Raw genomic sequence first — 11,601 nt, forward strand, 5'->3', positions numbered from 1 at the left:
CCCTGCTCGTCCCCGCCCGTCCGCTCCCGTCCCCAGGGGGAACGTCCGCAATGACATCCGCCGTCTCGTCCCAGACGACCGTGCAGTCCGGCACCGCCGGGCGCGGCACGTGGACGGTGGTCCTGTGCTGGATCACCGTCATGCTCGAGGGCTACGACCTCGTCGTCCTCGGCGCCATCATCCCGACCCTGCTCAAGACCCGCCACCTCGGCATGACCGCGGGCGACGCCACCATGATCGCGACGCTGTCGCTCGTCGGCGTCGCCATCGGCGCCGTCTGCGTCGGCCCGCTGGCCGACCGGCTGGGCCGCCGCCTGCTGCTCATCGCCTCGGTGGTGGTGTTCTCGGTGTTCACCATCGTGGTGCCGCTGGCCGGCTCCGTGGAGATGTTCGCCGTCCTCCGGCTCGTCGCCGGTCTGGGCCTCGGCGCCTGCATGCCGGTGTCGCTGACGATGATGGCCGAGCACATGCCGGCCAGCCGTCGTGCCCGGGCCAGCACCCTGACCATGACCGGCTACCACACCGGTGCCGTGATCACATCCCTGCTGGCCCTCCAGGTGACCGACAACTGGCAGATCCTGTTCTACGTCCTCGGCGTGGCCGGCCTCGCCGTCGCCGCCATCCAGTGGTTCCGGCTGCCGGAGTCGGAGGCGTTCACGCAGGCCAAGCAGGCGACGGGGGCGCAGCGGGTTCCGCTCACCGAGCTGCTCAAGCCGGCCTACCTGCGCGCGGGCATCGGCATCTGGGTCGCCTCGTTCATGGGTCTGCTGCTGGTCTACGGCCTGAACACCTGGCTGCCCAAGCTCATGAACGACGCCGGCTACCCCGTCCCCACGGCCGTCACCCAGCTCCTCATACTCAACGTCGGCGGAGTCGTCGGCCTGATCGTCGGCGGCTTCGTGGCCGACCGGCGGGGCATCAAGGGGACCATACTCGGCTGGTTCGCGGTGTCCGTGGTCATGCTCGGCTGCCTGAGCATCAGGATGAACAGCGACGTCCTGCTCAACGTCGTCGTCTTCCTCACCGGCGTGTTCGTCTTCTCCGCCATGGTGCTCGTGTACGCCTACGTGACGCACTTCTATCCGGCCTCGGTGCGCGGGACCGCCCTCGGCTCGGCCTCCGGCATCGGCCGGATCGGCTCCATCGTCGGCCCGACGATCACCGGGGCCCTGGTCACGGCGGGCATCGGCCATCCATGGGGCTTCTACTTCTTCGCCGCGGTCGCGGTCCTCGGCTTCCTGGCCGTGCTGACGCTGCCGCGGCACGCCCCGCAGGTGGAGGCCGCCGCCTGACGCGTCCGTCCGTCTCCTGCGACGGCGCGGGACCGCCCACCAGGGGTCGGTCCCGCGCCGTCGCCGCTCGGAGACCCGCCGACGGGCTGTGCACCGATGGCCGGGGTCAACCGTCAGCCGGCGCGGTCGCCGTCACCTGGCCGGGGAGCACCGGTGTCCGTGGTGCGACGGGCCAGTCGTCGGTGGAGGGCGCGACCGCCCCGGACAGGGCCGTCCCCGGGTGCTCGACGCTCTCGGGCAGGGCGAACTCCGCCCAGATCACCTTTCCGTGCGGGGAGTAGCGGGTGCCCCAGTGCTCGGTCATCTGCGACACCAGGAACAGACCCCGGCCGCCCTCCTCGGTCGTCGCCGCGTAGCGCAGGTGCGGCGAGGTGCTGGTGCCGTCGGACACCTCGCAGATCAGCGTGCGGTCGCGGATCAGCCGGACGTGGATCGGCTCGCCTCCGTAGCGGATGGCGTTGGTGACGAGCTCGCTCAGCACCAGTTCCATGCCGAAGCCGAGCTCGGACAGGCCCCACTCGTCGAGGGTGCGGGCGGCCGCGACGCGGACCCGGGCGACGGCGGCGGGGTCGGGCGGCACGTCCCACTCGGCGACCCGGTCGCACGGCAGCGCCCGGGTGCGGGCGATGAGCAGGGCGACGTCGTCCTTGGGGCGTGCGGGCAGCAGCGCCTCGAGGACGGCCTGGCAGCTCTGCTCCGGCGAGCGGTCGGGGTGGCCCGCGAGGGCCTGGCGCAGCATCTCCATGCCGACGTCGAGGTCCCGCCTGCGGTCCTCGACGAGCCCGTCGGTGTACAGGGCGAGCTGGGTGCCCTCGGAGAGCTCCAGCTCGGCCGTGCGGAACGGCATGCCGCCCAGGCCGAGCGGCGGGCCGTGCGGCAGGTCCGGGAAGGTGACATCACCGTCCGGGCTGATCAGCGCGGGCGCGAGATGACCGGCGCGCGCCATGGCGCAGCGGCGGGTCACGGGATCGTAGATCGCGTACAGGCAGGTGGCTCCGACGACGGCCGCGGCGGCACCGGTGGAGGCCTCGTCCTGGTCGATGCGTCCGACGAGGTCGTCGAGGTGGCTCAGCAGCTCGTCGGGGGGCAGGTCGAGCGTGGAGAAGTTGTGCACCGCGGTCCGCAGCCGTCCCATGGTGGCGGCGGCGTGCAGGCCGTGCCCGACCACGTCCCCGACGACCAGGGCGACCCGTCCGCCGGGCAGCGGGATCACGTCGAACCAGTCACCGCTGACACCCGACTGGGCGGGCAGATAGCGGTAGCCGACCTCCAGCGCGGTCAGCTCGGGCAGGGCCCGCGGCAGCAGGCTGCGCTGCAGGGTGACCGCGAGGGCGTGCTCGCGGGCGTAGCGGCGGGCGTTGTCGATACTGACGGCGGCCCGGGCGACCAGTTCCTCGGCCAGGGACAGCTCCTCCTCGTCGAATGGGCCGCGCTCCTTGCAGCGCCAGAAGTTGGCCATGCCCAGGACGACACCGCGGGCCTGGATGGGGGCCGAGATCAGCGAGTTGATGCCGTGGTCGACGATCGCCTCGGCGCGTGCCGGGTCCTGCGCCTGCCAGCCGTGCGCCGACGCCAGGTCCGTCACCAGTTCCAGATGGCCGGTGCCGTAGCTGCGTGCCTGGGGCGTGGACGGCAGGAAGTCGATCAGCCGGCCCTTCTCGTAGAGCGGCGAGTCGTCCTGCACACCGCGTACGGCGATACGGCGCAGGCCCGTCGCGGTGGGGGCGGGCTCCTCGCCCTGGAGTACGCCCTCGGCGAGGTCCACGGAGACGTAGTCGGCGAAGCGGGGGACGGCGACCTGGGCGAGTTCGTCGGCCGTGCGGGCCACGTCGAGGGTGGTGCCGATGCCCAGTCCGGCGTCGTAGAGCAGTTCGAGCCGTTCCCTGGCGACCTGGGCGCGGCCGGAGATGGCCTGGAGTTCGGTGGAGTCGCGCAGTGTCACCACCGTGCGCCGGCCGCATCCGTCGCGGTGGGTGGGCCGCTGGTTGACGGCCAGCAGGCGGGATCCGGCGAGGTACACCTCGTCGGTGGCCCTGCGGCCGGAGGTGAGCAGTTCGACCGTCTCGGGCTCCAGCGTCCGGAGGTGCGTCACCTGCCTGCCCTCGGCGTCCGACGGCAGGTCCAGCAGCCGCTTGGCCTCGTCGTTCGCCAGCAGCAGCCGCCCGTCGTCACCGATGATGAGCACGCCTTCCCGCACGGAGTGCAGCACCGCGTCGTGGTGCTCGTACATGCGGGTCATCTCGTCCGGGGCGAGGCTGTGGGTCTGCCGCCGCAGCCGCCTGCCGACGAGGGCCGTCACGCCGGTGGCCAGGCCCAGCGCCGCCGCCCCGGCGCCCAGGATGATCGGGATCTGCCGGTTCACCTGGCTGGTCACGTGCTCGACCTGCAGACCTGCGGAGACCAGCGCCACGACGCGGCCGCCGTCCCTGATGGGAACGGTGGCCTGTACCTCTTCGCCGAGCGGCCCGTGGACGCTCTCGGTGTAGACGTTCCCGGCCAGCGACGGCCCGATGGTGCCGACGAATCGCTGACCGATGCGGCCCGGCAGTGGGTGGGTGTAGCGGATGCCCTTCGTGTCCATGACGACGATGAAGTCGACCCCCGCCGACCTGCGTCCCGCCTCCGTGAGGGGTTGCAGCACCTGCGACGGGGCGGACGTGCGCAGTGCGCTCACGACGCCCGGGGAGTGCGCGAAGGTCTGCGCCACTGCCACGGAACGGCGCTTGGCCTCGGCGTTGATGTCGCGCTGCGACTGGAGGACGAGGGAGAAGACGGCGAAGGCCACAAGCAGCGCGACCAGCGCCACCTGTAGAACGAACACCTGTCCGGCGACGCTTCGCGGGCTCTTTCCCAGCAGCGAGCGCAGCGATATACGTCGAAGACGGGTAAAACGGGCTGCCATCCGGCATTTGTAACATCCGCCCTCCCGTATCGTCACGACTTTCACGATTGATCGTTCGGCAGGGGCCGGTCCGGGCCACAGGGGAATCCTCGGATCCGGGAGATTCCGGCGGGTGAAAGCGCTGTCCCCCGCGGCGCGGAGAATTTCCGCGAAGCATCGACGACTCACGGCAACTCGACTACGAATCGCCCGCGGACAACAACGGAACGCAGTCGGCCGCGCCCGACGGGTCGGCGCCGGCCGCGCGGCCGGCCGCGCCTGGCGGCGAGCGGTCCGCCGGGCCGACGCCGACAGAGGCGCACCGGGACCGGAGGCCGGACGCGGGACCGGAACACGGACCACCCCGGGGGCGCCGCGGGGCGGCCGACGGCCGTGTGGGCGCGGCCCCGGTCCAAGCCCGCCGACGGCTGCGGTCCGGGCCACAGGCGAGCACCGAGCGTGGCATCGCAGGCGGACAGCCCGCCGCACAGCATGGACGGGCCCGGCGCGCAGGGCTGCGCCCGCCGCAACGCACCCATGGCCGACCCGGAGGCACAACGGGGGGCGCGGGCGCCGCAGCGGCGCAAGGGGAGAGCCGCCGGCCGATCGCCCATCCATACGCAGCCACGCGGACGCCGTGACCCACCGTGCGGGCGCGAGCCTCGGACCCGCACGGGTCTCGTGCACGAACGACCGGCACAGGGGCACCGCAGGCGAACGCGTGCTTGCCACGCGCGGGCGCACGCGCGTGGACGCTACGCCGCGGGCCAGGTGCGCAGCATCGTGTCGAGGCGGTCGAGGATCCAGGTCCAGGTTTCCTGGGGGGCCGGGGCGCTGTGGGCGAAGCCGCCGGCCAGTTCGAGGCTGACGTAGCCGTGGAACACGCTGCCGAGCAGCCGGACGGCGTGGGTCTCGTCCGGCTCGGTCAGGTCGTAGCCGCGCAGGATCGCGCGGGTCATCTGCGCGTGTCTGCCCCCGGCGCTCGCCGCGGCGGTCTCCGGGTCCAGCCGGAGGCGCGCGGCCGCGTAACGGCCGGGGTGCTCCCGGGCGTAGTCGCGGTAGACGTTCGCGAAGGCGGCGAGGGCGTCCTTCCCGGCCCGCCCGGCCAGCGCGTCGGCGGCCCGGTCCGCGAGTTCCTCCAGGGCGAGCAGGGCGATCCGCGTCTTGAGGTCCTGGGAGTTCTTCAGGTGCGAGTACAGGCTCGCGGCCTTGACGTCGAACCGCCGGGCAAGCGCCGAGACGGTCACATGCTCGAAGCCGACTTCGTCCGCCAGTTCCGCTCCCGCCCTGACCAGGCGTTCCGTGGTCAACCCCGCACGCGCCATGCCGCTCCTCCCACCCGAGCCCACCAAAAACCTGAAGCCATTGAATATATGCCTAAGTCCATTAGGCAACGGAAGGACGCCTGGCTCGGCGGTGAATACGAGCATTGGCATGGACCTGCTCAGCCGGTCCCGCTAAGCTGCTCCCCGACCCGATTGAGAGCGCTCTCAGGTCGCGGTAGTTCCACTCCGTGTTCCACCCCCACCTCGTTGGAACGACGAAGGGCACCCCCTGTGAGACGCACCAAACTCCACCGCGTGGCAGTGGCCGCGCTCGTCCTGCTCGGCAGCTGGGCCGTGGCAGGCACCACTCCGGCCGGTGCGGCGACCCCCGCCGCCGCACCCTCCGCCTCCCCCGGTCTGCTCCAGGCGATGCAGCGTGAGCTGGGACTCTCCCCGCAGCAGGCCGAGGCGCGCCTGTCGGCGGAACGCACCGCCACGGCCGTGGAACCGAAGGCCCGCGCGGCCGCCGGCTCCGCCTTCGGCGGCTCCTGGTTCGACGGCAGGACGGGCCGCCTCACCGTGGCCGTCACCTCCGACGCCTCCGACTCGACCCTGCGCGCCGTCCGGACCACCGGCGCCGAGATCCGCACCGTCCAGCACAGCGCACGGCAGCTCGACACGGCCAAGGCCCGCCTCGACAGCACGACCGCACCCCAGGGCGTGAGCGGCTGGCGGGTGGACCCGAAGGCCAACACGGTGGTCGTGGACGTCGTCGGCGCCGCGCGCTCCGACAACGATGTCCGACGCTTCCTCTCCCAGGCCCGCGCGGCCGGTCCCGTCACCGTCCGCACGGTCTCCGCGGCGCCGCAGACCTTCGCCGCGGGCACGGTCGGCGGCGACCCATACTACACCGGCAACGCCCGCTGCTCCATCGGCTTCTCGGTGTACGGCGGCTTCGTGACCGCCGGACACTGCGGCCAGGCCGGCGCCGGGGTGAGCGGCTGGGACGGCTCGTACATCGGCAACTTCCGGGGGTCCTCGTTCCCCGACAACGACTACGCCTGGGTCAGCGTCGGCAGCGGCTGGTGGACGGTCCCGGTCGTCCTCGGCTGGGGCACCGTCCCGGACCAGCTGGTGCGCGGCTCCGCCGTGGCTCCCGTCGGCGCCTCGGTCTGCCGCTCCGGCTCGACGACGCACTGGCACTGCGGCACCGTGCTGGCGCACAACGAGACCGTCAACTACAGCCAGGGCGCGGTGCACGAGCTGACGAAGACCAGCGTGTGCGCCGAACCGGGCGACTCCGGCGGCTCCTTCATCAGCGGTGACCAGGCCCAGGGCGTCACCTCCGGAGGCTGGGGCAACTGCTCCAGCGGCGGCGAGACCTGGTTCCAGCCGGTCAACGAGATCCTCAACCGCTACGGACTGACCCTGCACACCGCCTGACTCGCACCGACCAGGGGGCTCCGGCAAGGCTCGGCCGGGGCCCCCTTCGACGGCTCGCGTGGTCAACCGGTGGCGTGCGTCCTGCGGACCCTGTCCCGGGCGACCCGGGCCGCCGCGTACCCGGTCCCCGCGACGAAGCGCATCATCGGCCCGAACATCGGGGCGGCCAGCGACCCGGTGAAGTACAGACCCGGCACCGACGACTCGAACCCCGGGCTCAGCCGCGGCGCCCTCGAACCCGGCACCTGCCTGAGCGCACCGCGCACCGCCGGTGACAGGAACGGAACGGCCTCCAGGTCCAGACGGTAACCGGTGGCGGCCAGCACATGGTCGACGTCGAGCGCCTCCGCCACGCCGCCCGGCCCGGCCAGGTCCAGCCGCACGACGGACCCGTCGGTCCCGGCCCGTACGACCCGGCACGAGGTGCGCACCGGCACCACGCCCTCGACCCGGTCCCGCAGCCACCATCCGCCCGAGGGACGCAACGCGCGCCGGAACAGCAGCAGTCGGGCCGCGGCCGGCAGATGCCGTACCCCGCCGGGGGCCCGGCAGACCGCGGCCAGGATCCAGCCCGTGCCCAGCGGTGAGGCGGGCCTGCCGATCCGCCGCGTCCAGGACCGGGCCTGCTCCGGGGTCGTCCCCCACAGCACGCCGTTCTCACGGACCAGCACCTGCGCCCGGGCACCGGACTCGTGGAGCAGCGCGGCGCTCTCCAGGGCGGACTGTCCGCCGCCGACCACGGCGACCCGGCGGCCCGCGTACCGGGACAGGTCGGTGTGCTGACTGGTGTGCGACACCGGCGCGCCGGGCCCCGGCCCTTCGGGCGCGAGGCCGCGCAACTCGCCGGGGATGTGGGCCAGTCCGTTCAGGCCGGTGGCCACGACCACGGCGGCGGCCGCGAGCTCCTGTCCGTCGTCCAGCCGTACGGCGAACCCCGCACCGGACGCGGCCAGGTCGACGGCCGCGACCCGGGCCGGCTCCACCTCGCCGACGTACTGCTTCTGGAACCACTGGCCGTACCGCACGAACACCTCGCACGGGATGGGCGTCAGTTCGGTCAGCTCCGGCTCACCGTGCACCCGGAGGAAGTCCGCCAGCCGCCCGCCCGGCTCCGGCGCCGACAGGTCGACGGCGTCCGGCGTCGACTTCAGGAACATCCCGGTCGCCATGGCGTGCCGCCAACTGCCCATGACCTCACCGAAGACCCGCACCGGAACTCCCGCCCCGCGCAGGTGCGCGGCGACCGACAGCCCGTACGGCCCGGCGCCGACCACCACGACCGGCAGCGCCGGGCGCCCCGGCCGCGCTCCCCCGTGGGCAGGCCACGGCCCCGGAAGCGACTGCGTCATGCATCCCCCCGCTGGTCCCCTCGCCGCCTTCCCCAAGGCGGGCGTGACACTCCGGGATGTGCGCGCCGGCCTAGCGCCGCCGCACGTCTCCCCCCTCCGCCGCTCAGTGTTACCCACCGACCGCCGCCGGAATGCGATATGGGGACACCTTGCCAAAAATTGGTCCGAGTGTTGACCGGCCGGGCCCGCGCGCCTCAGGGGGACAGAACGCGAACACCCGGCTCCCGTCCTCGTGGCGGAGGACGGGAGCCGGGTGCCAGGACCTAATGGTCCGTGGCGGCGGGAGAGCCGACCGCGGGTGGTGCGGTCATCAGCTTCCCGAACAACGCCATGCAGGTGGAACAGTGTCCAGCCCGCTGTGCGCTCGCGCCGTCGACGTGCTGACCCAGTTTCTGTCCGCACAGGGTGGTGGTCGTGTGCTTGGCCATGACGTGCCAGACCAGAGCCCCACCGGGCTTCTCTGCTCCTGCACACATCTCATACATGATCGGCTCCACTCCCTCGATGGACGCCTCTCTCACTCAAGGAGACACCGAGTGGGCCATCTGCACGCAGCCACGGACGGCCATTCAGGTGAAACACGCGCCCCGGGTGGTGCCATCATGGCGCGCATGCGAAAAGGCGGAGCGCTGCGGACAGCGGCCGTGGTGGCCGTCGGTGGGGCGCTGGCGATGTCGCTGACGGCCTGCGGCGGTACGGACCACCGGCGCCCGGCCGGTCACGGCGGGCCGGCGGAGCACACGCCGGGCCGCGGGGCCCTTCCGAGCCGGGTGCCGGGCATCGGTGACCGCATGTGGCATCGGGTGCCGTCCGAGTCCCGCCAGGTGGTCGCCGTCCGCGGAGCGGGGCCCGACTCCCCCGCCGCGACGGTCGAGTTCTTCACCAAGCACGGCTCGCACTGGGAGCGGGCGGGTTCCTGGCCGGCCCACAACGGCAGGAATGGCTGGACGACGGACCATCACGAGGGCGACCAGCGCACCCCTGTGGGGGTGTTCACGCTGAGCGACGCCGGCGGCGTGCTCGAGGACCCCGGGGCGAAGCTGCCGTACACCCGGTCCGCCGCCTTCCGGGCGCCCCGGTCCTGGACGAAGAACGCCTGGCACGACTTCGACTACGTCATCGCCATCGACTTCAACCGCGTCAAGGGCACACCGCCCGACGACCCCACCCGGCCTCAAGGGCAGTCACGCGGTGGCGGTATCTGGCTGCACATGGACCACGGCAGCGGCACCTCCGCGTGCGTGACCCTGTCCGAGTCGGCGATGCGGTACCTGCTGCGCTCCCTCGACCCGCGTCAGCACCCGGTCGTGGTCATGGGGGACAACGCGGACCTCCGGGCCTGACCCCGTCCGGCGGGGGCCGCCGGCCGCAGTCGCCTCATGGCCGCGCGGCGTCGAGCAGCGCTATGCGGACGACGACACGCTTGCCCACCGGTTCGCGCCGCACCTCGAACCGCTCGACCACGGCCATCACGATCTCCAGACCGTGCTGGCCCACCCGTCCAGGATCGGCTGCCCGTGCCACGGGCAGCACCGGATCGCTGTCCCAGACCGCGATGTCCACGGCGTCTCCGGCGATCCGCAGATCCATCAGGATGGGGCCGGAGGCGTACTTGCGGGCGTTGGTGACCAGTTCGCTGACCACCAGCTGCGTCAGGTCCATGGCCCGGTCCGACACCGTCAGTCCGTGGCCGGCCCTGGCCCGGCTAAGGAACGCGGCCGCGAGATGGCGGGCCTCGGCGATGCACGCACCGTCGCCGTCGAGGGCCGCCGCCATGCGTATCACGCCGGTATCCGGCGCCGGCTCCGCGCCGCCGAGGAGGACGGATTCCATCCCAACCGCCTTCACCACCCTGTTCACGGCGTGCACATACCCCTCTTCCGGCCGGGCACGCCTCCGGCCGCCGTGTCTGCTCCGTCACACGGGCGACCGACCGCCGCGGGGCGCCGAGCCGGCGACGGCGGCGCCGTCACCGCGACCTCACCGCGACCTCGCCGCGTCCACGAGCCGGACGAAACGGCGACAAGGTGCCGGATGCATCTACCGTTCGTGGTGCCCGTCGAGCGACGGCCTCGACGGTCGAGGGGAGTCCAGCATGGCCGAGGACACCGCGGAGCGGACAACGCGGGAACACGGGACCGTCGTCGCCCTCCGCGAGGTGGGCGTCCGCCGCTGCACGACCGGCCAGGTGATCCTCGACGACGTCGACTGGACGGTGCGCGCGGGAGAGCACTGGGCACTGCTGGGTGCCAACGGCGCCGGGAAGACCACACTGCTGCGGCTGCTCGGCGCCCTGATGCACCCCACGACCGGCCGCGTCGAGGTCCTCGGCGAACTCCTCGGCCGCGTCGACGTACGGGAACTGCGCGCGCGCATCGGGCACGTCACCACCGCGCAGCGCGTTCCCGGTGAACTCGACGCCCACACCGTCGTACTGACCGGTCACACGGGCACGGTGCAGCCACTGTGGCGGATGTACGACGAGGAGGTCCGGCAGCGGGCCCACGAACTGCTGGCCGAGCTGGACATCAAGGACCTGGCCGCCCGGCCGTACGGAGTCTGCTCGGGCGGGCAGCGGGCGCGCGTCCTCATCGCCCGGGCCCTCATGGCCGAACCCGCGCTGCTGCTCCTCGACGAGCCCTTCAACGCCCTGGACCTGCCGTCCCGCGAGGATCTGGTCGAGGCCGTGCACGGGCTCGCGGAGGGACGGCCGCGGCTCGCCACCGTGACGGTCACCCACCACCTCGAGGAACTCTCCGCCGCCGTCACCCACGCCCTGCTGCTGCGCGAGGGCCGGATCCTGGCCCAGGGACCCGTCGAGGACGTACTGACCGGGCCGTGGCTGACCACGTGCTTCAGCCGCCCCATCGCGGTCAGCCGGCACGAGGGCCGCTGGTGGGCCCATTCCGTACGGCGGAGCCCCAAAAGCGCGTGAGGCGGGGCCCGTCGATCCTCCGCACACAGCGGTCCGGCGCCGCTTCCCTCTACCCGAAGTAACATGATCCACTTTGGCTCCGGGCTTTTTTCCCCAGTCACCTCGGGCGCATCCGTGCTGTCCGAGCCCCCCGTGCGAAGGATCCCCATGCCGTCTCCGGACGCTGCTCTGCAGCAAGCGCATTCCGACTACGAACAGCACAGGCAGACCTGCCGTCAATGTCAGGCGCATGCCATTCCATGCGCCGTGGCCAAGCACCTGATGCGCATCTACAACAACGCCCGAAGAGGCCTCGCCCGCGCCGAGTGAAACCGCGGCCGGGTGAAACCGAAGGGGGCGGCGGGGGGGGGGGGGGGGCGCGGGCGCCCCCCCCCCCCCCGCGCCGCCCCCCGCGGCGCCCGGGGGCGGGGGCGCGCCGCCGCCCGCGCCGCCCCCC

General features: G+C 72.7%; 9 protein-coding genes. 4 read left to right on the plus strand and 5 right to left on the minus strand.

Annotated elements, in window-relative coordinates:
• Positions 1-50 precede the first annotated feature (50 nt).
• Entirely contained in the window at positions 51-1,292 is a 1,242-nt protein-coding gene (locus ACIOWN_RS15585) for an aromatic acid/H+ symport family MFS transporter (RefSeq protein WP_362351549.1), read from the plus strand.
• Between the two features lie 106 nt (positions 1,293-1,398).
• Here the strand turns inward: ACIOWN_RS15585 and ACIOWN_RS15590 are convergent, their stop codons facing one another.
• Positions 1,399-4,194: a SpoIIE family protein phosphatase gene (locus ACIOWN_RS15590; RefSeq protein ID WP_401982463.1), complete on the minus strand. Its 2,796-nt coding sequence runs from the start codon at positions 4,192-4,194 to the stop codon at positions 1,399-1,401.
• A gap of 734 nt (positions 4,195-4,928) precedes the next feature.
• Complete coding sequence (locus ACIOWN_RS15595; protein ID WP_362351543.1) at positions 4,929-5,498, minus strand: TetR/AcrR family transcriptional regulator; 570 nt, start codon at positions 5,496-5,498, stop codon at positions 4,929-4,931.
• Between the two features lie 231 nt (positions 5,499-5,729).
• Between ACIOWN_RS15595 and ACIOWN_RS15600 the strand changes: the two genes are divergently transcribed.
• Complete coding sequence (locus tag ACIOWN_RS15600; RefSeq protein ID WP_401982465.1) at positions 5,730-6,881, plus strand: S1 family peptidase; 1,152 nt, start codon at positions 5,730-5,732, stop codon at positions 6,879-6,881.
• Positions 6,882-6,943: 62 nt separating this feature from the next.
• Here the strand turns inward: ACIOWN_RS15600 and ACIOWN_RS15605 are convergent, their stop codons facing one another.
• On the minus strand, positions 6,944-8,230 hold the full coding sequence (locus ACIOWN_RS15605) for an FAD-dependent oxidoreductase (RefSeq protein ID WP_401982466.1): 1,287 nt from the start codon (positions 8,228-8,230) through the stop codon (positions 6,944-6,946).
• A gap of 263 nt (positions 8,231-8,493) precedes the next feature.
• On the minus strand, positions 8,494-8,706 hold the full coding sequence (locus ACIOWN_RS15610) for a hypothetical protein (RefSeq protein WP_234375816.1): 213 nt from the start codon (positions 8,704-8,706) through the stop codon (positions 8,494-8,496).
• A 135-nt stretch (positions 8,707-8,841) separates the two neighbouring features.
• On the opposite strand from ACIOWN_RS15610, the gene ACIOWN_RS15615 reads away from it, so the two are divergent.
• Positions 8,842-9,573, plus strand: a complete 732-nt coding sequence (locus ACIOWN_RS15615; RefSeq protein WP_362351534.1) for a L,D-transpeptidase family protein — start codon at positions 8,842-8,844, stop codon at positions 9,571-9,573.
• Between the two features lie 34 nt (positions 9,574-9,607).
• On the opposite strand, the gene ACIOWN_RS15620 is transcribed toward ACIOWN_RS15615, so the two are convergent.
• On the minus strand, positions 9,608-10,063 hold the full coding sequence (locus ACIOWN_RS15620) for an ATP-binding protein (RefSeq protein WP_401982468.1): 456 nt from the start codon (positions 10,061-10,063) through the stop codon (positions 9,608-9,610).
• Between the two features lie 262 nt (positions 10,064-10,325).
• On the opposite strand from ACIOWN_RS15620, the gene ACIOWN_RS15625 reads away from it, so the two are divergent.
• Positions 10,326-11,165, plus strand: a complete 840-nt coding sequence (locus tag ACIOWN_RS15625) for an ABC transporter ATP-binding protein (RefSeq protein WP_401982469.1) — start codon at positions 10,326-10,328, stop codon at positions 11,163-11,165.
• Positions 11,166-11,601: the final 436 nt, after the last annotated feature.

The organism is Streptomyces sp. NPDC087787 (genome assembly GCF_044743035.1).
Taxonomy (GTDB): Bacteria; Actinomycetota; Actinomycetes; order Streptomycetales; family Streptomycetaceae; genus Streptomyces.

Coding starts and splice junctions, on each gene's coding strand:
- ACIOWN_RS15620 (WP_401982468.1), bottom strand. CDS start 10,063: ATGGAATCCGTCCTCCTCGGCGGCGCGGAGCCGGCGCCGGATACCGGC.
- ACIOWN_RS15615 (WP_362351534.1), top strand. CDS start 8,842: ATGCGAAAAGGCGGAGCGCTGCGGACAGCGGCCGTGGTGGCCGTCGGT.
- ACIOWN_RS15585 (WP_362351549.1), top strand. CDS start 51: ATGACATCCGCCGTCTCGTCCCAGACGACCGTGCAGTCCGGCACCGCC.
- ACIOWN_RS15595 (WP_362351543.1), bottom strand. CDS start 5,498: ATGGCGCGTGCGGGGTTGACCACGGAACGCCTGGTCAGGGCGGGAGCG.
- ACIOWN_RS15605 (WP_401982466.1), bottom strand. CDS start 8,230: ATGACGCAGTCGCTTCCGGGGCCGTGGCCTGCCCACGGGGGAGCGCGG.
- ACIOWN_RS15610 (WP_234375816.1), bottom strand. CDS start 8,706: ATGTGTGCAGGAGCAGAGAAGCCCGGTGGGGCTCTGGTCTGGCACGTC.
- ACIOWN_RS15625 (WP_401982469.1), top strand. CDS start 10,326: ATGGCCGAGGACACCGCGGAGCGGACAACGCGGGAACACGGGACCGTC.
- ACIOWN_RS15590 (WP_401982463.1), bottom strand. CDS start 4,194: ATGGCAGCCCGTTTTACCCGTCTTCGACGTATATCGCTGCGCTCGCTG.